This window comes from Bradyrhizobium sp. ORS 375, from assembly GCF_000239775.1.
Taxonomy (GTDB): Bacteria; Pseudomonadota; Alphaproteobacteria; order Rhizobiales; family Xanthobacteraceae; genus Bradyrhizobium.
In genome coordinates this window covers 1-21,037 of sequence record NZ_CAFI01000013.1, presented here as the reverse complement: position 1 = coordinate 21,037, position 21,037 = coordinate 1, and the positions used below count along the sequence as shown (strand labels likewise).

Below are 21,037 nucleotides of genomic sequence, written 5' to 3'. Positions count from 1 at the left end.
GCAGGCCTCAGCCGAGGCCTGGCCTTCCCTGCGCCCTCTGCTTGGAGAGGGCGGACGAACGGACAAAGCTCGGGCGCGGGATGCGCGGCGAGATTGCGAAGCTGTGACGTCGATGGGGAGGGGTGTGTGACTCGATCTGCCTCAGCGAAGGTGGTGTCGTCCCCGCGAAAGCGGGGACCCATAACCACAGGCGGTCGTGGTGAGACAAGATCGCCTCTCCAGCCATCGCCAAACGGGATCCTGTGGTTATGGGTCCCGGGTCGGCGCATCCGCCAACGCTGGCGGATGCGCCGACCCGGGACGACAGCGGTGAACGTCGCCAACAGGTGCGGCGGGCCGAAAGAGGGCAAGCGATCGAGGGTCGAGAGCCGCATCCCTCGAAGAGATCGCACGATCGGGCGTCAATCGAACCTAGCGCCCGCCGCGCTAATTCAACACCCGCTTGCCGCCGTCCGGGCTGTCCAGCGAGAACGCGGGCACCGCGATGTCGAAGGTCTCGCCGCTGGCGCTTTCCATCTGGTAGGAGCCGGACATGAAACCGGACGCTGTCGTGAGGGGGACGCCGGAGGTGTATTCGAAGCGCTCGCCCGGCGCGAGCACCGGCTGCTCCCCGACCACGCCCTCGCCGCGCACCTCCTGCTGCCGGCCGGCGCCATCGGTGATGACCCAGTGTCGGCTGCGCAGCTGCACCGTCTCCGTGCCGGAATTGGTGATGGTCACGGTGTAGGACCAGAACCAGCGGCCATCCGCAACCGACGACTTCTCGGGCAGGAAGTTCGGTTCGACGGTCACTTCGATGTGGCGAGTCACGGCGCGGTACATGGATGCATTGTAGCGGAAACTTGGTGCGGAACCAATCGTAACGCCATCGTGCTTTCAACACAGTTCCGGATTATGGCACCAGAATCGCGGACTCTGCCATCTGCATGCGAGCCTTTGCCACACGTCCGGCGTCGCTCGCGGATGCGATCGGCAGCGTCGGTGAAGCCATCGGTTCGTCATGCGTCACGCGATTGCTTCAGGTCGTCCGCGAGGGCCGAAAAACTGGGCACGACCCAGCGGATAAGTCCTTCATCGCTTGCGCAAAAATTGCGCAGCCCTACATTTCCCCTGCCGGGCCCGGAGGGCTGGCAGCCTTGACGTGGTGCCTGATGACGTCGATTGCCGATCGCCTTGCCGGACCGTCTGTCCCCGGAGCCACCGCAGCGCCCGCTGCGGAGCCTGCTGCGGCTGCGTGCCCGGTCGCGCCCGCCAGCACGGCTGCGCCCAAGATCAGCTTTCCGGCGGTCGGCGAGCGTGAATTGCGGCTCGATTTGTTCCGCGGGCTGGCGCTCTGGCTGATCTTCATCGATCACCTGCCGCCGAACATCCTGACCTGGTTCACGATCCGCAACTACGGCTTCTCCGACGCCACCGAGATCTTCATCTTCATCTCCGGCTACACGGCGGCCTTCGTCTATGGCCGGGCGATGCAGGATGCCGGCTTCATCGTCGCCACCGCCCGCATCCTGCGCCGGGTCTGGCAGATCTATGTCGCGCACGTCTTCCTGTTCACGATCTTCCTCGCCGAGATCTCCTACGTCGCCACCAGCTTCGAGAACCCGCTCTACACCGAAGAGATGGGGATCATGGACTTCCTGAAGCAGCCGGACGTGACGATCGTGCAGGCGCTGATCCTGCGCTTCCGGCCGGTCAACATGGACGTGCTGCCGCTCTACATCGTGCTGATGCTGTTCCTGCCGCTGATCCTGTGGCTGATGCGCTGGCGACCGGATCTCACCTTGGCGCTGTCGGTCGTTCTGTACGCGGTCACCTGGGAGTTCGACCTCTATCTGTCGGCTTATCCGAACGGCTTCTGGGCCTTCAATCCGTTCGCCTGGCAGCTGTTGTTCGTGTTCGGCGCCTGGTGTGCGCTGGGCGGCGCCAAGCGGATGTCGCGCATCCTCAACTCACCGATCACGCTCGGCATCTGCGTCGCCTATCTGGTCGCCGCCTTCTTCGTCACGCTGACCTGGTACATCCCGCAGCTCGGACATCTGATGCCGCGTCGAATCGAGCAGTGGATGTATCCGATCGACAAGACCGATCTGGACGTGTTGCGGTTCGCGCATTTCCTCGCACTCGCAGCACTCACGGTGCACTATCTGCCCAAGGATTGGCCGCTGTTGAAATCGCGTTGGCTGCGTCCGCTGATTGTTTGCGGGCAACACTCGCTGGAGATCTTCTGTCTCGGCGTGTTTCTGGCCTTCGCGGGCCATTTCGTACTTGCCGAAGTGTCAGGCGGCGCCATGATGCACGCGATGATCAGCCTGTGCGGCATCCTCGCCATGTGGGGCGTTGCCTCGTTGATTTCGTGGTACAAGCGTGAGGCCGATAAGGGTGCGGCGCGAAAAGGTGTTCGCGCCAACGCTGATCTGGCGGGAGGGGGCTGATGAAGTCCGTCTCGTGGTTAAGGTTTGGTATCGCGGCGCTGGCGGCCTCGCTGGCGGTCTCCGCGCGCGCCGAGGACGCGCCCCAGACCTGCGAGGTGCCGGCCTACCTGCTCACGACCGAGAGCCCGCTCCCGAAAGTTGCCGAGGCCGTCAAGAACGGCCGGACGCTCGACATTCTCGTCGTCGGAAGCCGCTCGTCGACGATCGTCAGCGCATCCGATGGCAATGCTTACCCTGCCCGCTTGCAGGCCGCGCTCAAGGACAAGCTGCCGTCCGTCACCGTCAATCTCAGCGTAGAGCTGCAGCCCAAGAAGACGGCCGAGGAAATCGCTGGCAATCTTGTTAAACTGGTGGAAGGAAAAAGGCCTAATTTGGTCATCTGGCAGACCGGAACGGTCGATGCCATGCGGTCCATCGATCCTGATGAGTTTCGTCAGGCGGTCAATGACGGTGTTGCGACGCTGCAGAATGCAGGAGCTGATGTCATCTTGATGAATCTGCAATACAGCCCGCGGACGGAAACGCTGATCTCCGTGCCGCCCTACATCGACAACATGCGGGTGGTGGCGCAGCAGCGCGATATCCCGCTGTTCGACCGCTTCGCCATCATGCGGCAGTGGAACGAGCAGGGCGACTTCGACCTGTTCAATCCGACGCACGGGATCGAGCTGGCCAAGCAGGTCCACGATTGCCTCGGCCGGGCGCTGTCGAAGTTCATCATCGACGCGGCGCATCTCAGCCCGGCGCAGCAGAATTAGGATTCGGCGTCTCCATGACTTTCAGCTGTAACCGCGTATCCAGGACATGGGAGAAGCTCTCGGCCGTTGCCGCCATGATGCTCGCACTCTCGTTGGGACCGCAGGCGGCCCATGCGCAGAGCGCAATGCCGCCTGCGTCGCCTCCTGAAGCAGACGCCGCTCCGCTCAGCGAGCTCCGTCCGACGATCGGCCACATCACCGTTGCTCAGGCGAGCACGCAGGCGCCCGGCCAGATCGCGGCTGTGCGTCCGTCGGCCATGACCAACCAGTCGCCGATGCCGTCGACCCAGTCCACGGCGAATACGTCCTCCGACAACAATGCGCCGTCCGCAGCAGTGCAATCGGCCGCCGCAGCGCAGCCGCCGTCGCGCAGCATCACCGAGCGCGCGATCGACAAGGTGAAGCAGGTTGCCAAGTCTGCGTCGGATATCTTCAACCGCGTGCCGTGCCTGCCGCCGAAGGGCGTCGCCAAGAAGAACTTCATCTCGCTGCCGCACGTCGCCAACAAGCTCGCCTCCGGCCTGCCGGTGGTCATCGTCGCGTTCGGCTCGTCGTCGACGCAGGGCTACGGCTCCAGCGGACCGGACTACACCTATCCGAACCGTCTCGCTGCCCAGTTGCGCCGGCAATATCCGATGGCCGACATCAGCGTCATCAATGCCGGCGTCGGCGGCGAGGACGCGCCGGAGATGATGAAGCGGTTGGAGACGTCGGTGATCGACCGGCGCCCGGATCTGGTGATCTGGCAGGTCGGCACCAACGCGGTGCTGCGCGATCTAGATCCGACCGAGACCGCCAAGCTGGTCGAGGATGGCGTCGCCAAGATCCAGGCGGCGGCATCGGATGTCGTTCTCGTCGATCTGCAATATTCGCCGCGCGTCAACGAGCGTTCGGAGAATGCCAGCCGCATGAACAAGCTGCTCGGCCGCATCGCCGAGCTGCATCATGCCGGCATCTTCCCGCGCTTCGAGGTGATGCGCGACTGGCACGAGCGCCAGGCGATCCCGATCAACGAGTTCGTGATCTCGGACGGCCTGCACATGAGCGACTGGGGCTATGCCTGCTTCGCCCAGCTGCTCGGCGACGACATCATCCGCTCGGTCGGCCAGGTCAAGCTGGGCGTCAACGCGCCGGCGGACGTGCTGACCTATCGGCCGATGTGACCGCGGAGGCGTGGGCTCCGCAACCGTCATCCCGGGGCGCTCGCAACGCGAGCGAACCCGGGATCGAGAGATGATAGGAGCGGGTGGCGAGTCGTTATTGGGGATTCAAGCTGAGGACTCGCTCCTTCGCCATTCGCTACGCCGCCCGCAGGGCCGCGTCGAGATCCTCGATCAGATCGTCCGCATGCTCGAGGCCGGCGGAGAAGCGGATGAAACCCTCGCTGATCCCGAGCTCGGCCCGCGCCTCCGGCGTCAGCCGCTGATGCGTCGTCGTCGCGGGATGCGTGACCAGCGTCTTGGCGTCGCCGAGATTGTTGGAGATCCGCGCGAGCTTGAGCCCATTGAGCGTGCGGAACGCGCCCGCCTTGCCGCCCTTGACCTCGAAGCCGACCAGGGTCGAGCCCGCGCGCATCTGCTTCCGGACCGTCGCCGCCTGCGGATGGTCCTCACGGCCCGGATAGATCAGCCGCGAGATCTTCGGATGCGCGGCAAGGAAGTCGGCCACCTTCGCCGCCGTGTCAGTCTGCGCGCGCACCCGCACCGCCAGCGTCTCCAGCCCCTTGAGCAGCACCCAGGCGTTGAACGGCGAGATCGACGGTCCGGTCTGGCGCATGAAATTGTGGATGTGCTCGGCGATGAACGCCTCCGACGACAGGATCACACCGCCGAGGCAGCGGCCCTGGCCGTCGATATGCTTGGTCGCGGAGTAGACGACGACATCGGCGCCGAGCGCGAGCGGGCTCTGCCAGATCGGCGTGGCGAAGACGTTGTCGACGATCAGCCGCGCACCATGGGCATGCGCGATCTCGGCAATCGCCGGAATGTCCATCACGTCGAGCGTCGGATTGGTCGGGCTCTCCAGGAAGAACGACTTGGTGTTCGGCCTGACCGCCTTCTGCCACTGGTCGAGATCGAGTCCGTCGATCAGGGTGGACTCGATTCCGTAGCGCGGCAGCAGGTCTTCCACCACGTAGCGGCAGGAGCCGAACAGCGCCTTCGCCGCGACGACGTGGTCACCGGCGCGCAAGGGGGCCAGGATCGCGGTGGTGACGGCGGCCATGCCGGTGGCGGCCGAGCGGCAGGCCTCGGCGCCTTCGAGCTCGATCATGCGGCGCTCGAACATCGCCGTGGTCGGGTTGGAGAAGCGCGAATAGATGAAGCCGGGATCCTCTCCCTTGAAGCGCGCCTCGCATTCCTCGGCGGTGGCGTAGACGAAACCTTGGGTGAGATAGAGCGCCTCGGCGGTCTCGCCGAATTCGGAGCGCAGGCCGCCGGAATGCACCAGCCGGGTTTCCGGACGATATTGGGTGAACGACGCCGGGGCCTTCGCGGGGGACTTCGACGCAGGAGAATTGGACATGTGACCTCCATCGTGACCACCGCGCTTGGCGATGGGCACAAAAAAACCGGCCTGGGAAAACTCCTCACGGCCGGGATCACAATCGTCCCCGGCCTGTTTAGCGACTTATTTAACGTGGCTGCAAGCCGGCCGGCTCAAATCACCACGGGATAAGTCGTGCTCTTAGTCCCACCCGGCCTTTCCGTCAAGCCAGCCATCGGATAACCGGTCAAAAGACCCTATATTGGCTCGCATAGCCGCCGTTCCGGCGCCTGCAAAGGATCAGGTCTTGCCGTTTTCGCTTCCCGCCGCCGCCCATGGCATCCTGCCCGACCGCATGATCGTGGCGATGGCGGAGGCTGGCCTGATCATCCCTGAATACGATTTCGTCGAAAGCCAGATCCAGCCGGCGAGCCTGGATTTGCGGCTCGGCGACGTCGCCTACCGCGTGCGCGCGAGCTTTCTGCCGGGACCTGGCTCGACCGTCGCCGAGCGCATCGACGAGCTGAAGCTGCACGAGATTGCGCTCGCCGACGGCGCGGTGCTCGAGACCAACTGCGTCTACATCGTGCCGCTGCTGGAGAGCCTGGCGCTGCCGAAGGACATCGTCGCCGCCGCCAACCCGAAGAGCTCGACCGGCCGGCTCGACGTGTTCACCCGCGTGATCGCCGACGGCACCCGCCGCTTCGACATGATCGGCGCGGGCTATCACGGCCCGCTGTATGCCGAGATCAGCCCGAAGACGTTTCCGGTGCTTTTGCGCGAGGGCTCTCGCCTGTCCCAGGTCCGCTTCCGCTACCGCGATGCTGTCTTGTCGGAGGATGAGCTGATTGCGCTGCATGAAGTCGAGCGCCTGGTCGATCGCGACGATGCCGATCTCGCCGGCGGCGTCGCTCTGTCCGTTGACCTCTCGGGCAGCAATGCCAACGGCTATGTCGGCTACCGCGCCAAGCGCCATACCGGCGTCGTCGATGTCGACCGTCGCGGCGGCTATCCGGTGGAGGAATTCTGGGAGCCGATCAAGGCGCGGCCCGATGGCAGCCTGATCCTCGATCCCGGCGAGTTCTATATCCTGGCGTCCAAGGAGGCCGTGCAGGTGCCGCCGGACTACGCTGCCGAGATGGTGCCGTTCGATCCGCTGGTTGGCGAATTCCGGGTCCACTATGCCGGCTTTTTCGATCCCGGCTTCGGCTATGCGGGCGCCGGCGGGCAGGGCTCGCGGGCGGTACTTGAAGTGCGCTCGCGCGAGGTGCCGTTCATCCTCGAGCACGGCCAGATCGTCGGCCGCCTCGTCTACGAGAGGATGCTGGCGCGACCGAACGCGATGTATGGCAGCCGCATCGGCTCCAACTACCAGGCGCAGGGCCTGAAGCTCTCCAAGCATTTCCGTCTGTAGACGCTGCGCGCGGCGCGCGGACCCCCAATGCGTCCGCTGCACGAGGCCCGCCGTCGCGGTGTGCTAGGAAGACCCGAACGACAATGGGCTGCGAGCGCGCAGCTGCGGGGAGCGAACATGTCCGAGATCGGCTTGGCCGACAGTCCGGTCGGCGAAGGCCGCGCCTTACCGCCGGTCGAAAAGCCGGTGCGGAACGCGGTAGCCGACGGTCCGATCCTGAAAACGCTGCTCTCTCTGGCCTGGCCAAACCTCATCGCGAACTCCGCCGGCACCTGCGTCGTCATCGCCGAGACCTCCTATATCGGTCGCCTCGGCATCGAAGCCCTGGCCGCCATGGCGCTGGTGTTTCCGCTCGTGATCCTCACCATGACGATGTCCGGCGGCGCCATGGGCGGCGGCGTCGCCTCGGCAATTGCGCGGGCGCTCGGCGCCGGCGAGACCGAGCGCGCCTCCACGCTCGCCTCGCACGCGCTGCTGATCGCACTGTCGTTCGGTGCAACCTTTCTGGTCGGCATGCTGGTCTTCGGCCCCGCTCTGCTCGAAACGCTCGGCGGCCGCGGCGCGGTGCTCGATCATGCCGTGGCCTATCTGCAGATCTTCTTCGGCGGCGCCATGCTGCCTTGGCTGATGAACTCCATGGCCGGCATTCTGCGCGGCACCGGCAACATGAAGCTGCCTTCGTTCATGATCCTGAGCTCGGCGCTGCTGCAGATCGTGCTCGGCGGAACGCTGAGTCTCGGCCTGGGACTCGGCATGCGCGGCGTCGCCGCCGGCGCGCTTCTCGCGTTCAGCGTCAGCATCTCGGTGATGGGCTGGTATCTGTTCTCAGGCCGCGCGCGTGTCCGGCCGAAGCTGCGCGGGCTGAAGATCAGCCGGGCGATGTTCGCCGACATCCTCAAGGTCGGCGCGGTCGCCTGCTTTTCGCCGCTGCAATCGGTGCTCTCGATCGCGATCTTCACGCACATGCTGGCCGGCTTCGGCACCGCGGTGCTCGCCGGCTATGGCATCGGCGCCCGCCTGGAGTTCATGATGACCACCGTCGGGTTCTCGATCGGCATGGCGTCGGTGCCGATGGTCGGAATGGCGATCGGCGCTGGAAACATTGCGCGTGCCCGCAGGATCGCGTGGACTGCGGGCCTCGTGTCTTTCTCCGCAATGGGCGTGCTCTCCACGATCATCGCCATCGTTCCGCAGCTGTGGGTCGACATCTTCACGCAGGACGAGAGCGCGCGGAGCGCGGGGCGGCACTATTTGCAGATTGCAGCCCCGATGTACGCCTTCATCGGCCTGGCGATCGCGATGTACTTTTCCTCGCAAGGCGCCGCTAAGGTGATCGGGCCGGTGCTGGCGCAGACGGCGCGGCTGCTCTTCATCGCCATCGGCGGAAGCTATCTGCTCAGTCTGGCTGCGACGGAGGGCCAGTTCTTCCTGCTGGCCGCGGCGTCGATGGTCCTGCTCGGCGTGCTGACGCTCGCCAGCGTCATGCTGACCCGTTGGGGTCCGAGGCCTGCTGCGCTGGCGCTGCGCCCGGCCGCCGTCGCGGCCGAGCCGAGCTCTGCTTCGCAGTGACACGATCGTCGTTTGCGGGCCGGGGCTTCATTTGCCCAGCCGACCCAAGACCACCTGCATCGCGCGGGCCCCGAGCTCCATCTGCTGGGTGATGTAGGGCACTATCTCGTGCGGCAGCACGTCCGTGATCCAGATCATCCGGCAGCGCTGCTCCCCCTCCGGGATGATCTGCATCGACGCGTTGTGATGGATCACGCGCTCGCTGGTTGCCGCGTAGACGAGCCTGCGACGGTGCTCGTCGCAGTTGACGAGGAGCTCGCGCACGATGTTGCCATTCGCGAAGTTCACGATTCGGGCATCGCCATCGAGCCGGGTGTCGACGACGAAGCCCGGCGCCAGCCGGGTATGAACCGCGCCGAAATCACGAACCGCATCCCACGCCGCATCAGCGGGAGCTGCGATTGGAATGTCCTTCTGGATCGATGCCATCGAGCAGCCTCACGGACATACGGCTTCGACATTGTTGCCATCGGGGTCGAGCAGGAACGCGGCGTAGTAGGTCGGGCTGTAATCCGTGCGGGGTCCCGCGCCGCCATTGTCACTGCCGCCGGCCTTGAGGCCTTCGCTGTGAAATTTGCTGACTGCGGCGTGATCAGTCGCGCGGAAGGCGACGTGGGTCGCGCTTTTGCTCGCGTCCTTGTCGAGGTACAGCCACAGGGCCGGCTCGCCTTTGGGGCCGATGCCCGCCGAGGTTTCGTCCTTCGAGCAGAGGACGTGGCCGAGCGGCGCCAGCGCGGCCGCGTAGAAACGGACACTGGCGTCGAGATTGCGGACCTTCAGGCCGACATGATCGTACATTGATGATCTCCATGCTTGGCATGCGGCTGCTGCATGCGCCGGGATCACCTGATCAGGACCGGTCGATCCGTTCTTGGAAAATCTTGCGATCGCCGCGTGACGCCTTGCGGAATTTCAGTGGCGAGATGCCAGCCGCGCGCGTGAAGGTGCGGGTGAAGTTGGACAAGTCGGCGAAGCCCGTGTCGTAGGCGATGGCCGTGACCGGCGTGTCCTCTTCGCTCAAGCGGCGCGCGGCGCGACGCAGGCGGGAGCGGATCAGGTATTGATGCGGAGTGACGCCGATCGTCGCCGCGAACAGGCGCAGGAAGTGGAAGGGGCTGACGCCGGCTTCGCGCGCCGCATCCGCAAGATCGATGTCGTGCTCCGAATTGGCGTCGATCCACAACGCGCTCTCGACAGCCCGCCGGCGATCGCGAAGGCTCGGCTTCACGGCCCGCGTCGCTTCGCCGGTTGCGGCCGTGACGAAGCAGTTTGCGATCTCATATCCGACCTCGTCGAGACCGACAGTCTCTTCGCGCCTCGTCACGGCCTGAGCGAACTCACCGAGCACCATCAGTTGCGGCAGCGGCGGCATGGCACCGGCCTGCCAAGCCCGTCTGTCGCAGCCGATCTCATCAACGATCGCATCGTCGAAGAAGAAAGACAGGCACTCATCGCCGCAGACGTGATCATGCGTACACATGAACTCGTCGCCGGGGTATCCGACCAGCAGGGCGCCCGTCACCAGCTCGAAGAAGCGGCCGCGATGGTGACAGCCGAAGCTGCCCTTGCGCACATAGGACAGCGAGTAGCCGGCATATTGCTCGGGATAGGGACGCTCGCCCGGCATCGCCGTGCAGCGAAACTCGGAGACGGTGATGGAGCGGCTCTCGAACAGGACGGTCGCGGTCATCCGGAAGACCTAGGCTCTCACGGAGAGAAGACGAGGGCACGCGCGAGATAATCTCGCACGGTGCGAACACGCTAGGAGGCGCGCCGCCGGTCCTGGGCCAGCAGGGCGTCGAACAACGTCAGGCCCGCTTGCGGCTGCGCGCCTTCCAGTGACAGCAGCCGGCGCTTGGAGATGATTCCGCTGTTCGGCGACGGCTTGTCGAGGCCGTTGCCCAATTCGCGCACGCGGTGGCAGGGCACGATCAGCACGAATGTATTCTTCGTCAACGCCTGGGTGATCGAGGTCAGCGCCTTCGGCACGTGCAGCTCGGCGGCGAGATCGTCGGCGCTGCGGGTTTCGCCGCGGGGAATGGCGCGAATGGCGTCATAGACACGCTGGTTGAACGGTGTCACGCCGCTGAGATCGAGATCCAAGTCGGAGAAGTCGACATGCTGGCCGCGCAGCATGGTCGTGATACCTTTGATGGCAAGTTCAGTATTCGCACACGGGCGTTGCTCGCGCGCTTCTGGAAACTGGCGGAACAGCCGCCGACGCGTCTCGATTTCCCGTGCTTCCGGCAGCTGCACGCCAGTGATCCCGGCATCGCTCCAAGCAATGCCGCAACGGCCGAGGGCCGTATCAAAGATCGTATACCCACGCCCCATGACGCCACCCCAACCCCACGCCACAATCATAGCACTGTCACGGTCGACCGCATCAATTTTGTTAACAACGTGTTAACAGCGCGGCGCGACCGGGGCGGGTTTGCCCTGATTTGGGTCATGGTTGTCAAGCGTCGTCTTGTGATCTCTCGCCGGCGTCGCGATGGCGACACGTGCCGCAACAGATCTTCCGTGATGTTCGGTCACTCAGTGCAATCGGCTTTCTCCTGCGAAGTCGGGATCGTGCGCAAGCCAAAGCTCGAGGAGACTGAGGAACGTGACGGCGATGCCGATGACGATGCTCACATGCATGGCCGGCGTATGAACGAAGCCGAGTAGCCAGGGCGCCGCGATCAACCAAACTCCCAATGCGACCTTGAGCCACTCCTCCCAATCCGCGAAGGCCATCAGTCCGCCGATCGAGAGCGCGACCACGGCGACGCCGACGATCTCGGCATCGAGCTGGCCCGCGGTGCGAGCGAAGCCGAACAGCCAGGGCGCGCCGGCGAGGAACAGGCCGCAGGCCAGCGTGTAGATGTCGAGTGCGGACGGCCGCGACATGATCGACATCAGATTCGAGCTGACGGGAATCGAGGATGCGGGGCTGTCGTTGAGCATGATCTCAGCTCCCTTCACCATTCGACCTTGGCCATTGTTGCGTCCGGTCGTTCAGCAGCCGCGCGCGGCCACTGCTTTGGACGCACAAGCGGCGACGGGGCAATCTGTTCCGCCACGGCCGCCACGGTGCGATCACGATCGGGCGACCGAGCTTCCCGAGCGCCGCTGCCGTTGGGCATTCCGTTGGCAACAAGCCGCTTGGCGAAACGTCCCGGCTCGGTTAGGAATGGAGCCGTGCGGGCGTAGTTCAATGGTAGAACGGCAGCTTCCCAAGCTGCATACGAGGGTTCGATTCCCTTCGCCCGCTCCAGGCCAATTGCTCCGTTGCAGAGCCGAAGCGGATCGCTCGTCAGTGAATGACGCGCAGCGTACGCCGTCGCGCGACTGTCCGCGGGAGCGCCTCGCTCGCGCTGCGCCAGGCCTCTGGACGTTTTCCGTTCCCAAACGAACGATCGCCGCAAGAAGCTGCAGCGTTGACAGTTCTTGTTATCGATAACATAATTCGCCTTAAACCTGAACCAGGGCAAATAGGCGGAGGAAGCAGAGTGGCGGTCGACTTGTTCGATCTGGCGCGGCGTCGCGCCCTGGTGACCGGGTCCTCGCAAGGCATCGGCCTTGCGCTCGCGCGTGGTCTGGCGGCGGCCGGCGCCGAGGTCGTGCTCAACGGCCGCGATGAGACCAAGCTCGCCGCTGCCGCTGATGCGATCAAGGGATCGCGGGTGCTCGCCTTTGACGTCACCGATCACGCTGCGGCGCGCGCCGCCGTGGATCGCTTCGAGGCCGAGACCGGGCCGATCGATATTCTCGTCAACAATGCCGGCATGCAGCACCGTGCGCCGCTGGAGGATTTTCCCGAGGAGGCGTTCCAGCGCCTGCTGCAGACCAACATCGCCTCGGTGTTCAATGTCGGTCAGGCCTGCGCGCGGCATATGATTGCGCGCCGCGCCGGCAAGATCATCAACATCGCCTCGGTGCAGACCTCGCTGGCGCGGCCGTCGATCGCGCCCTACACCGCCACCAAGGGCGCGGTCGGCAATCTCACCAAGGGCATGGCGACGGATTGGGCCAAGCACGGCCTGCAGGTCAACGCGATCGCGCCGGGCTATTTCGACACGCCGCTCAATGCCGCCCTCGTCGCCGATCCCGCGTTCTCGGCGTGGCTCGAGAAGCGTACGCCGGCGGGGCGCTGGGGCAAGGTCGAGGAGCTGGTCGGCGCCTGCATCTTTCTCGCCTCCGCCGCATCGTCCTTCGTCAATGGCCACGTGCTCTATGTCGATGGCGGCATCACCGCCTCGCTCTGATATCTGCCGTCGATCGATCCCCCGTGTTGCCTGCGGAGTGCCGAAATGAGTCGTGTCGTCGCGTTGATCGGCGCAGGTGCCATGGGTGGAGCGATCGGCGCGAGGCTGGTGCAGACCGGCACGCGCCTCATCGTGTTCGATCTCGATGCCGCCAAGGTCGCGGCGCTCGTGGCGCTTGGCGCCACCGCGGCTGCATCGGCGGCAAAGGCCGCAGCCGAAGCAGACGCCGTCATCCTCAGCCTCAACTCGTCGAAGATCGTGCGCGCGGCGGTGTTCGGCGCGGAAGGCGTGGCTGCGGGTGCGCGCAAGGGCACGCTGATCATCGATATGTCCTCGATCGATCCCGATGCGACGCGCGCGCTCGCCGCCGATGCAGCCGCGGCCGAGCTGCGCTGGGTTGATAGTCCGCTCTCGGGCGGCGCGCCGAAGGCCGCGATCGGCCAGCTGACCTGCATGGCCGGTGGCGAGGCTGCCGATGTCGCCGAGGCGCGCGCGGTGCTGGCCGCGGTTGCGTCGAACTACACGCATATGGGGCCGAGCGGCGCAGGTCAGGTCACCAAGCTGATCAACCAGGTGCTGTGCGGCCTCAACTTCATGGCGGTCGCGGAGGCGACGGCATTGGCGCAGGCCGCCGGCGTGGATGCGGCGAAGATCCCACAGGCATTGCGCGGCGGGCGGGCCGACAGTGCCATCCTTCAGGAATACATGCCGCGCTTCGTCGATCGCGATTATCGTCCGACGGGGCGGATCGACAACATGGTCAAGGACCTCAATGGCGCGCAGGATCTGGCGCGGCAGGCCGGCGTCGCGATGCCGATGACTGCCGTCTGTGCCGAGATCCATCGGCTGCTCACGGCGGTCGGGCTCGGCGCGATGGATCAGGCCGCGCTGATGGAGTATTGGGCGGCGCGCGTGCCGCCGGAATGATCGCTGGCGTGGCGTCTCGGTTGATCCCATTCAGATCCCATGGGCGTTGACGAAGATCGCGTAGAGCGACGTCTGCGCGGTGATGTAGAGCCGGTTGCGCTTCGGCCCGCCGAAGGTGACGTTGGAGACGATCTCCGGCACCGGGATGCGGCCGATCAGGCTGCCGTCCGGCGCGTAGATCGCGACCGCGTCGCCCGTCGAGGTCCAGATGTTGCCGCCGCGATCGACGCGGAAGCCGTCGAAGAAGCCGGCGGGAGAGGTCGCGAACACGCGGCCGTTGTCGACCGTGCTCCCGCTTGCCGCGACGTCATAGACGCGGATGACCGCCGGCAGGTCCGGCACATGGGTCGCGCCGGTGTCGGCAACGTAGAGCAGGCGCTCGTCGGGTGAGAACGCAAGGCCGTTCGGCTTGACCATGTCGGTGACGACGGCAGCGACCGCGCCGCTCGCAGGATCGAAGCGGTACACGTTGCTCGCGCCGATCTCGCTTTGGGCTGCGTGACCCTCATAGGCGCTGTCGATGCCGTAGGTCGGATCCGAGAACCAGATCGTGCCGTCCGACTTGACCACGGCATCGTTGGGCGAGTTGAAGCGCTTGCCCTCGAAGCGGTCGATCAGTCCGGTCCAGCTGCCGTCATGCTCCAGCCGCGAGATGCGCCGGCCGCCATGCTCGCAGGCGATGACGCGGCCGAGCGCGTCGCGCGTATGTCCGTTGTGATAGCCGCACGGGCTCTCGAACACGGACACCGAGCCGTCGGTCTCGTCGAAGCGCATCAGGCGATCGTTGGGAATATCAGACCACAGCAGCGACTTCGCCGCGGGGACATAGACCGGACCCTCGGCCCAGCGGCAGCCGGTCCAGAGCTTTTCCAGCCTGGCATGCCCGATGATCAGGGCCTTGAAGCGCGGGTCGCGGATGTCATAGGTGCTCATGGCTCAATGTCTCCGGCAGAATGCGGTCAGTCGGTCGGCAGCGGAAAGTCGTCGGCCTTGAAGACGGTGTGGAAGATCGAGCCGTCGAACATCTCCATCAATCCGCCGGTCACCTCGCGGCTCTCGGCGCGCACCGGCGAGGCCAGCGCCTGCTCGATCGCCGCATGCGAGGGATAGCGGATCGCCAGCACCATCTCGTAGCGCTGCGCGTCGCTGTCGCTGTCCTCCTGGCGCAGCACGCGGACCTCCTCGGCGCCAGGAAAGCGCGTCCACAGCGGCACCAGCTTGTCACGGACATAGGCGGTGAACTCAGCCTCGCGACCGGGCTTCACGCGGCCATTGAAGAAAGCGCAACGGATGTACATCGGCATTTGCTCGTCAGTGTGAGAAGAGGAAGCGGCGGCCGGCCTGATGCCGGTCGCCGGGATGGTGTGAGTGGGCCTCATGGTTCGAGACGCGCCGTGAGGGCGACGCTGCTCACCATGAGGGCGAGTACCGAGATCGACGCTGCATATGGACGATGAGCGGCGAGCTCGGCGAGGTGGGACGGCTTCGACGACGGTCTATCCTCCGTCATTGCGAGCGCAGCGAAGCAATCCAGAGTCCCGCACACCACCCTGGATTGCTTCGCTGCGCTCGCAATGACGAAGGAAGCAGTCGTGGCTCGCTCGCTTGTATGCGGTGCGGAGGACAGGTTTCAGCTTTCGTTGTTCTCGCCAAATGTGCAGCGCCGAAATGGGCGCTGCACGATGACCCTCCGACAGCGAGGCTACTCCAGCCCCCAGATCTTCTTGTAGGCGTTGCGGTAGCCGTTGCCGGGGTCGAAGGTGTTGGTCGGGCCGCCGTCGAACTCGACATTGGCCTTGGTCACGACGTGCAGCGGCGACACGTAGCCGGACCACTTCTCACCGGCGATGGCGCGGTTGAGCTCGTCGACGAGCTGCCAGCCCTGCAGGTTGAGCGGCTCGGCGACCGTCACGGCCTGGTAGGAGCCGGAGCGGATGCGCTGATAGGCGCTCTCCGAGCCGTCGCCGGCGGCGACGTTGACCGGCGCGCCGGTGCCCTTGATGCCGGCGGCGGCGAGCGAGGGGGTCATGAAGTCGTAATAGAGATCGTTGATCGCCAGCGAGTGCGTCCAAGCCGCGCCGTGCTTCTGCAGGAGCGAGGTGGTGAGCTGCGGCATGCGCGTCGAGGTTTCGGCGATCGGCGTGTCGACCCATTCGAGCACCTTGCCGCCGAGGCCCTCGATGACCTCCTTCATCTTCTTCGCCTTGGCGATCGCGATCTCATAGGTCGAGTCGGTGAAGATGATCACGCCCGGCTTGCCGTTGGCGTCGACGAAGGCCCAATTGGCGGCAGCGGTCGAGACGGCCATCGGATCGGTGGTGACGTTGGCGAACACGCCGGCCTCCGCGACCGGGCCGATCACCGGGGCGGCGTGCCACGACACCAGCGGAATCTTCGCGGCCTTGGCGGCCTCCATGCCCGGCTTCTGCTCGACCGCGTCGAAGCCGCAGATCACGAGGCCGTCGGGCTTCAAGGTCATCGCCTGGCCGAACGCCGCGGTGCGGCCCGACACCGAGCCGGCGCCGTCGAGCGTGCGCACGGCCCAGCCGGCGGCCTTCGCGGCCTCCTCGATGCCCTTGGTGACGCCGAGCACGCCGCCATTCTTCATGTCGGAGGCGAGCACGACGATGGTCTTGCCCTTGGCGATCTTCGGCCCCGACGTCGGGCCATCCCATTTGTCGACCTTGGAGGCGTATTTCTCGATGTAGGCCTTCGCGTCCCCAAGCGGATCCGCGTGGACAGTGGTCAGACCGAAGGCGAGACCGGCGGCGATGGCGCCGGTTCGTAGCAACGCGTGCAACATGGACGTTCTCCCTGGTGTGATGCTGGTCCGGTTTGTGACCGGACTTGTTGTCGTGGCCGGCTCAGCGCCGATCACGTAAGGTCGCGTGGTTTCAACTCTTCGGTTCGGGCGCTCCCATCGGCAGCTTGGCCACCGCGCCGCGCTTGCGCTGGGCGTAGCCGGCCATGCCGATCGCCGCGAGCAAAGTGACGCCGTTGAACAGCGGCTCGACCCAGAACGAGCCGCCGAACTGCTGGATGCCGGCGATGCCGACCGCGAGCACGGCGACGCCGATAATGGTGCCCCAGACATTGACGCGGCCGGGCTTGATCGTGGTCGAGCCGAGGAAGGCGCCGACCAGTGCCGGCAAGAGATATTCGAGGCCGACGCTGGCCTGACCGATGCGCAGCTTCGAGGCGAGCAGCACGCCGGTGACCGCGGTCAGCGCGCCCGAGGTCATGAAGGCGCCGACGGTGAAGCGCTGCACCGGAATGCCATTCAGCGCCGCCGTCTTCGGATTGGCGCCGATGGCGTAGATGTAGCGGCCGAGCGGCAGATACTCGAACATCAGCCACATCGCGAGCGCCAGCGCGAGCACGTAGAAGCCGGTGATCGGCAGGCCGACAATCATCTGGCCGTTGAGTGCGAGAAAACCCTCCGGCAGCATCGCGACGACCTGGCGGCCGCCGGTGTGCCACAGCGCCAGCGCATAGAGTACGGTGCCGGTGCCGAGCGTGGCGATGAAGCTGTCGATGCGCGCGACCTCGACGAGGAGACCGTTGAGCAGGCCGGTGAAGGCGCCGAGGGCTATCACGATCAGCACGGCGACCGGCCAGGGCAGGCCGAGCGAGGTCTGCAGGCTGATCACCAGGATGTGCCAGAGCACGATGCCGTAGCCGACCGTGAGGTCGATCTTGCCCGCGGCCATCGGGATCATCGCCGCCAGCGACAGCATGGCGATGATCGATTTGTCGGAAATGATCGAGCGCAGGTTCAGCAGCGTCGGGAACGTGTTCGGCAGCAGGACCGAGAACAGCACGATCAGTGCGACGGTGATGATCGGCAGGCCATAGACCGGCAGCAGGCGCGAGATCTTCTGCGGCAGCGAAGCGCCGGCGAGATCGGCGCGCGTCGGCTCCAGCGCATTCGACTCGATCGAGTTCATTCCCATCACGTCCCTCCCGGCGAGCTCTCGGCGGCCCGCTCCGACTCTTTGCTACGCGGCCTCGGACGCCGAGGCCGCGGTGATCAGCGCCTCCGTCGTCAGCGCATCGCCCGCAATCTCGGCGATGATCCGTCCCCTGTTGAACACCAGCGCACGGTGGCAGATATGCGCGACCTCCTCGAAATCGGTGGAGACCACCACGACGGCGAGGCCCTCGGTGATGGCGCGCGCGATCAGACGATAGATTTCCGCCTTGGCACCGACATCGACGCCGGCCGTCGGGTCTTCCGCGACCAGCAGCTTGCGCCCGGTGGCGAGCCAGCGTCCGACCACGACCTTCTGCTGGTTGCCGCCGGACAGGCCTTCGATGGCGAGATGCGGATCGTTCGGCCGCAGCCCGACCTGGGCGCCAAGCTTCACGGAGTCCTCCGCCTCACGGCCGGGCGTCAGCAAGTCGAACAGGCGGCGCCCTGAGGCGCCGGGATTGAGAAACACGTTCTCGCGGATCGACAGCGACGCGGCGATCGACTCCTCGGTGCGGTCGCGGGCAACCAGGCCGATACCGCTGGCCATTGCGGCGACGGGGCTGGAGAGATCCGGCACCGTGCCGTCGATGCTGATCTCGCCGCGATGCGCCACGGCGCCGAACAGCGCACGGCCGACATCCTCCTGGCCGGCGCCGCGCAGCCCGACGAGGCCGAGCAGCTCGCCCTCGCGCACCTCGAAATCGACCGGCCCCGCTTTGGGCGTGACCAGGTTGCGCACGGTGACGCGGGTCTTGCCCGTGTGCACGGCAGCCTTCTCGAACATGTCGACCAGCGGCCGGCCGACAATCAGCCGCACCAGCTCCTCCGGCGAGGTCGCGGAGATCGCCGTCTCGCCGACCAGCTCGCCATCGCGCAGCACCACGACGCGGTCGGCGATGCGGAAGATCTCGTCGAGCCGGTGCGAGACGTAGATCATCCCGACGCCCTGCTGGCGCAGCCGCCTGAGCGCTGAGAACAGCCGCTCGACCTCGTCGGCGGGCAGGCTCGCGGTGGGCTCGTCGAGCACCAGGAAGTCGCAGTTGACGACGAGGGCGCGGGCGATCGCGACCAATGATTTCTCGGTGCGCGACAGGCTGGAGACGCGCGTCGACGGATCGATGTCGCAGCCGACCAGCGAAAGCGCCTTGGTGGCGCGCGCTTCCGCCGCGCGCCAGTCGATCAGGCCGAATGGAGGCTTGCGCGGAAAGCCCTGGGCGAGGCCGACATTCTCGGCGACGCTCATCCATTCGATCAGGCCGAGATCCTGGTGGATGAAGGCGACGGGCTGGTGGTCGCCGCTGCGGCCGCCGGGGGCATGCTGATAGGGCTTGCCCGCGATCGTCACCGCGCCGACATCGGGGCGGTGGATGCCGCCGAGCACCTTGATCAGGGTCGATTTGCCGGCGCCGTTCTCGCCGAGCAGCGCGACGATCTCGCCGCGGCCGACCGCGAAGCTGACGCCCTTGAGCGCGCGGGTGCCGCCGAACGACTTGACGATTCCATCGAAGCGCAGCGCACCCGATGCCATCCCTCATCCTCCCAGCCGGTCTGCGCGAACGGGGAGAGTGAGCTCCCACCACCGACCGGGTCTCATTGTTTTTGTTATCGATAACATCGTAGCTCCGAGAAAACCGCTGTCAAGCGGTGCAGGGGGTCAGGTGCTTTCGCGCTCGATCACCTCGAACGGCACGATCAGGGTCGCGGGGGCGGGTGTCCGCTCGTGCTGGATGTCGTCGAGCGCCTTCAGGAGGACGCGACCGGCCTCGCGGCCGATGTTGCGGCAATCGATGGCGACGGTCGTGATCCGTGGCCACGCGCAGCGCGACACCTCGAAATCGCCGAAGCCGGCGATCGCGATCCGGCCGGGCACGGCCCAGCCGCGACGATGGCACTCCATGATCGCGCCGAACGCCGAGAGATCGGAGACGCAGACGGCCGCGTCGACGTCGGGCCATTGCTCGATCAGGTGCACGATGGCCTGGCCGCCTTGCTCCATCGAGATCGGCGGGTTGCCGAACGAGATGGTGCGACCGACCGGCAGGCCGAGTTCCTCGACGGCCCTGATATAGCCCATCCGGCGATCGGCACCGCGGGTGTCGCGCCGGCTGGCGCCGCCGATGAAGCCGATGTTGCGATAGCCCTTCTGATAGAGCCGGTGGACGAGGGCACGGGACGCCTCGGCATTGGAGAAGCCGACGACATGATCGATCGGATTGTCGGGCAGATCCCAGGTTTCGACGACGGGAATGCCGGCGGATTGCAGCATCCGCCGCGCCTTCGGCGTATGCCGTCCGTCGGTGATGATGATGCCGTCGGGCCGCCGCGTCAGCATCGCCTGGACGAGCTGCTCCTCCTTCTCCATGTCGTAATCGGTGTAGCCGAGCAGCATCTGCAAGCCCTCGCTCTCGATCACCTCGGTGATGCCGCGGGCGGTGTCGGAAAAGTTGGAATTGTTGATCGAGGGCACCAGCACGGCCACGAAGCCGGTGCGCTTCGAGGACAGCGCCCCGGCCGAGAGGTCGAGCACGTAGCCGAGCTCGTCGACGGCGGCGAGGATCTTGCGCCTTGTCTCCTCGGAGACGGCGCCGTCGCTCTTGAGTGCGCGCGACACCGTCATCGTCGACACGCCGGCCCGTGCCGCCACCTCCGCCATGGTCGCGGGGCGCTTCTGGATCGGTCGGGTAGTCGGCTTGAACTGCTTCATCTCATGCGGTCTTCTCGTGGGTGCGCCGCCGCCCGGAGCCGGCAACCTTGAGGGCGAGGGGCCTGGACCTGGGCGAGGCGAAAAGGATACATCGTTTGCGATATCGATAACAATCGGGGGCGAGTCCGCGGACTGACGGCGCGATCGCGTTGAGAAACGCGACAATTCGGCCCTGACCCCGCCAATGCGAGGGTTGAGAACAACGATATTGAGCGCGCAATCCCTCGGCACGCCCCGCTGTCGTCCCTGCGAACGCAGGGACCCATAACCACCGGCCTTGGTGAGACGGTGGCTGGCAGCGATGCCTGTTCGAGAGATTCCGCGGTACGGGTCCCTGCGTTCGCAGGGACGACGGCGGAGACTGCAGCAACCGCTCCCGAACTTCATGATAGCGAGCAAAGATTGCGGCAGATATGGCCGCCTGGACATGTGTCATCGCCATCTCGCGACGCCCTGGCGTCCGAGCTCTGCCGGTCGGTCCGCCCTCGATGAAGAGAGGGCGCGGGGAATGCCGGGCGCTGGCCGC

Annotated in this window: 20 protein-coding genes, 1 tRNA gene and 1 riboswitch; of the genes, 8 read left to right on the top strand and 13 right to left on the bottom strand. The window is 65.9% G+C overall.

Annotated features, from left to right (window positions below):
* Positions 1-426: 426 nt before the first annotated feature.
* A complete protein-coding gene (gene apaG / locus BRAO375_RS01340) occupies positions 427-822 on the bottom strand; it encodes a Co2+/Mg2+ efflux facilitator ApaG/CorD (protein WP_009025643.1) in 396 nt (131 codons plus the stop codon).
* 329 nt (positions 823-1,151) lie between these two features.
* On the opposite strand from apaG, the gene BRAO375_RS01335 reads away from it, so the two are divergent.
* From BRAO375_RS01335 to BRAO375_RS01325, 3 genes are read left to right on the top strand one after another with little or no spacing between them, the layout of a single operon-like run.
* On the top strand, positions 1,152-2,432 hold the full coding sequence (locus tag BRAO375_RS01335; RefSeq protein WP_009025642.1) for an OpgC domain-containing protein: 1,281 nt from the start codon (positions 1,152-1,154) through the stop codon (positions 2,430-2,432).
* The gene (locus tag BRAO375_RS01330) at positions 2,432-3,190 is read left to right on the top strand and encodes an SGNH/GDSL hydrolase family protein (RefSeq protein ID WP_009025641.1); all 759 of its coding nucleotides are present in this window, start codon (positions 2,432-2,434) and stop codon (positions 3,188-3,190) included. The genes BRAO375_RS01335 and BRAO375_RS01330 overlap by 1 nt, the downstream gene beginning before the upstream one ends.
* A gap of 14 nt (positions 3,191-3,204) precedes the next feature.
* Positions 3,205-4,353: a GDSL-type esterase/lipase family protein gene (locus BRAO375_RS01325; protein ID WP_009025640.1), complete on the top strand. Its 1,149-nt coding sequence runs from the start codon at positions 3,205-3,207 to the stop codon at positions 4,351-4,353.
* A 136-nt stretch (positions 4,354-4,489) separates the two neighbouring features.
* On the opposite strand, the gene BRAO375_RS01320 is transcribed toward BRAO375_RS01325, so the two are convergent.
* On the bottom strand, positions 4,490-5,713 hold the full coding sequence (locus BRAO375_RS01320; RefSeq protein WP_009025639.1) for an O-succinylhomoserine sulfhydrylase: 1,224 nt from the start codon (positions 5,711-5,713) through the stop codon (positions 4,490-4,492).
* 76 nt (positions 5,714-5,789) lie between these two features.
* Positions 5,790-5,869: riboswitch (SAM riboswitch) on the bottom strand.
* A 112-nt stretch (positions 5,870-5,981) separates the two neighbouring features.
* Here BRAO375_RS01320 and BRAO375_RS01315 point away from each other — a divergent pair.
* Entirely contained in the window at positions 5,982-7,088 is a 1,107-nt protein-coding gene (locus BRAO375_RS01315) for a 2'-deoxycytidine 5'-triphosphate deaminase (RefSeq protein WP_009025638.1), read from the top strand.
* Positions 7,089-7,205: 117 nt separating this feature from the next.
* The gene (locus tag BRAO375_RS01310; protein WP_009025637.1) at positions 7,206-8,657 is read left to right on the top strand and encodes an MATE family efflux transporter; all 1,452 of its coding nucleotides are present in this window, start codon (positions 7,206-7,208) and stop codon (positions 8,655-8,657) included.
* 27 nt (positions 8,658-8,684) lie between these two features.
* Here BRAO375_RS01310 and BRAO375_RS01305 read toward each other — a convergent pair whose 3' ends face one another.
* The 5 genes from BRAO375_RS01305 to BRAO375_RS01285 all read right to left on the bottom strand — a co-directional run bounded on the left by BRAO375_RS01305 (position 8,685) and on the right by BRAO375_RS01285 (position 11,606).
* Positions 8,685-9,086 (bottom strand): SRPBCC family protein, encoded by a 402-nt coding sequence (locus BRAO375_RS01305; RefSeq protein ID WP_009025636.1) that lies wholly within the window; start codon positions 9,084-9,086, stop codon positions 8,685-8,687.
* A 9-nt stretch (positions 9,087-9,095) separates the two neighbouring features.
* Positions 9,096-9,455 (bottom strand): VOC family protein, encoded by a 360-nt coding sequence (locus BRAO375_RS01300; protein WP_009025635.1) that lies wholly within the window; start codon positions 9,453-9,455, stop codon positions 9,096-9,098.
* A gap of 52 nt (positions 9,456-9,507) precedes the next feature.
* Positions 9,508-10,347, bottom strand: coding sequence for a helix-turn-helix domain-containing protein (locus BRAO375_RS01295; protein WP_009025634.1), 840 nt, complete (start codon positions 10,345-10,347; stop codon positions 9,508-9,510).
* A 71-nt stretch (positions 10,348-10,418) separates the two neighbouring features.
* Positions 10,419-10,991, bottom strand: coding sequence for a methylated-DNA--[protein]-cysteine S-methyltransferase (locus BRAO375_RS01290; protein WP_009025633.1), 573 nt, complete (start codon positions 10,989-10,991; stop codon positions 10,419-10,421).
* A 204-nt stretch (positions 10,992-11,195) separates the two neighbouring features.
* Positions 11,196-11,606, bottom strand: a complete 411-nt coding sequence (locus BRAO375_RS01285) for an SPW repeat protein (RefSeq protein WP_009025632.1) — start codon at positions 11,604-11,606, stop codon at positions 11,196-11,198.
* A gap of 236 nt (positions 11,607-11,842) precedes the next feature.
* Between BRAO375_RS01285 and BRAO375_RS01280 the strand changes: the two genes are divergently transcribed.
* From BRAO375_RS01280 to BRAO375_RS01270, 3 genes are all read left to right on the top strand, one after another.
* A tRNA-Gly gene (locus BRAO375_RS01280) sits at positions 11,843-11,916 on the top strand.
* Between the two features lie 235 nt (positions 11,917-12,151).
* Positions 12,152-12,907 (top strand): SDR family oxidoreductase, encoded by a 756-nt coding sequence (locus tag BRAO375_RS01275; RefSeq protein WP_009025631.1) that lies wholly within the window; start codon positions 12,152-12,154, stop codon positions 12,905-12,907.
* Between the two features lie 45 nt (positions 12,908-12,952).
* Positions 12,953-13,834, top strand: a complete 882-nt coding sequence (locus BRAO375_RS01270) for an NAD(P)-dependent oxidoreductase (protein WP_009025630.1) — start codon at positions 12,953-12,955, stop codon at positions 13,832-13,834.
* 30 nt (positions 13,835-13,864) lie between these two features.
* On the opposite strand, the gene BRAO375_RS01265 is transcribed toward BRAO375_RS01270, so the two are convergent.
* The 6 genes from BRAO375_RS01265 to BRAO375_RS01240 all read right to left on the bottom strand — a co-directional run bounded on the left by BRAO375_RS01265 (position 13,865) and on the right by BRAO375_RS01240 (position 20,418).
* A complete protein-coding gene (locus BRAO375_RS01265) occupies positions 13,865-14,767 on the bottom strand; it encodes an SMP-30/gluconolactonase/LRE family protein (protein ID WP_009025629.1) in 903 nt (300 codons plus the stop codon).
* Positions 14,768-14,793: 26 nt separating this feature from the next.
* Positions 14,794-15,132 carry a putative antibiotic biosynthesis monooxygenase gene (locus tag BRAO375_RS01260; protein WP_035638303.1) on the bottom strand — a complete coding sequence of 113 codons (339 nt, stop codon included), beginning with the start codon at positions 15,130-15,132 and terminating at the stop codon, positions 14,794-14,796.
* Positions 15,133-15,536: 404 nt separating this feature from the next.
* Positions 15,537-16,637, bottom strand: coding sequence for an ABC transporter substrate-binding protein (locus BRAO375_RS01255; protein ID WP_009025627.1), 1,101 nt, complete (start codon positions 16,635-16,637; stop codon positions 15,537-15,539).
* A gap of 91 nt (positions 16,638-16,728) precedes the next feature.
* Positions 16,729-17,781: an ABC transporter permease gene (locus BRAO375_RS01250; RefSeq protein WP_035638297.1), complete on the bottom strand. Its 1,053-nt coding sequence runs from the start codon at positions 17,779-17,781 to the stop codon at positions 16,729-16,731.
* Positions 17,782-17,832: 51 nt separating this feature from the next.
* On the bottom strand, positions 17,833-19,335 hold the full coding sequence (locus BRAO375_RS01245) for a sugar ABC transporter ATP-binding protein (protein WP_009025625.1): 1,503 nt from the start codon (positions 19,333-19,335) through the stop codon (positions 17,833-17,835).
* 126 nt (positions 19,336-19,461) lie between these two features.
* On the bottom strand, positions 19,462-20,418 hold the full coding sequence (locus tag BRAO375_RS01240; RefSeq protein ID WP_009025624.1) for a LacI family DNA-binding transcriptional regulator: 957 nt from the start codon (positions 20,416-20,418) through the stop codon (positions 19,462-19,464).
* Positions 20,419-21,037 lie beyond the last annotated feature (619 nt).

Excerpts from the sequence above, each read along its gene's own strand:
- apaG (WP_009025643.1), bottom strand. The coding sequence starts at position 822 with ATGTACCGCGCCGTGACTCGCCACATCGAAGTGACCGTCGAACCGAAC.
- BRAO375_RS01335 (WP_009025642.1), top strand. The coding sequence starts at position 1,152 with ATGACGTCGATTGCCGATCGCCTTGCCGGACCGTCTGTCCCCGGAGCC.
- BRAO375_RS01330 (WP_009025641.1), top strand. The coding sequence starts at position 2,432 with ATGAAGTCCGTCTCGTGGTTAAGGTTTGGTATCGCGGCGCTGGCGGCC.
- BRAO375_RS01325 (WP_009025640.1), top strand. The coding sequence starts at position 3,205 with ATGACTTTCAGCTGTAACCGCGTATCCAGGACATGGGAGAAGCTCTCG.
- BRAO375_RS01320 (WP_009025639.1), bottom strand. The coding sequence starts at position 5,713 with ATGTCCAATTCTCCTGCGTCGAAGTCCCCCGCGAAGGCCCCGGCGTCG.
- BRAO375_RS01310 (WP_009025637.1), top strand. The coding sequence starts at position 7,206 with ATGTCCGAGATCGGCTTGGCCGACAGTCCGGTCGGCGAAGGCCGCGCC.
- BRAO375_RS01305 (WP_009025636.1), bottom strand. The coding sequence starts at position 9,086 with ATGGCATCGATCCAGAAGGACATTCCAATCGCAGCTCCCGCTGATGCG.
- BRAO375_RS01300 (WP_009025635.1), bottom strand. The coding sequence starts at position 9,455 with ATGTACGATCATGTCGGCCTGAAGGTCCGCAATCTCGACGCCAGTGTC.
- BRAO375_RS01295 (WP_009025634.1), bottom strand. The coding sequence starts at position 10,347 with ATGACCGCGACCGTCCTGTTCGAGAGCCGCTCCATCACCGTCTCCGAG.
- BRAO375_RS01290 (WP_009025633.1), bottom strand. The coding sequence starts at position 10,991 with ATGGGGCGTGGGTATACGATCTTTGATACGGCCCTCGGCCGTTGCGGC.
- BRAO375_RS01285 (WP_009025632.1), bottom strand. The coding sequence starts at position 11,606 with ATGCTCAACGACAGCCCCGCATCCTCGATTCCCGTCAGCTCGAATCTG.
- BRAO375_RS01270 (WP_009025630.1), top strand. The coding sequence starts at position 12,953 with ATGAGTCGTGTCGTCGCGTTGATCGGCGCAGGTGCCATGGGTGGAGCG.
- BRAO375_RS01265 (WP_009025629.1), bottom strand. The coding sequence starts at position 14,767 with ATGAGCACCTATGACATCCGCGACCCGCGCTTCAAGGCCCTGATCATC.
- BRAO375_RS01260 (WP_035638303.1), bottom strand. The coding sequence starts at position 15,132 with ATGTACATCCGTTGCGCTTTCTTCAATGGCCGCGTGAAGCCCGGTCGC.
- BRAO375_RS01255 (WP_009025627.1), bottom strand. The coding sequence starts at position 16,637 with ATGTTGCACGCGTTGCTACGAACCGGCGCCATCGCCGCCGGTCTCGCC.
- BRAO375_RS01250 (WP_035638297.1), bottom strand. The coding sequence starts at position 17,781 with ATGAACTCGATCGAGTCGAATGCGCTGGAGCCGACGCGCGCCGATCTC.
- BRAO375_RS01245 (WP_009025625.1), bottom strand. The coding sequence starts at position 19,335 with ATGGCATCGGGTGCGCTGCGCTTCGATGGAATCGTCAAGTCGTTCGGC.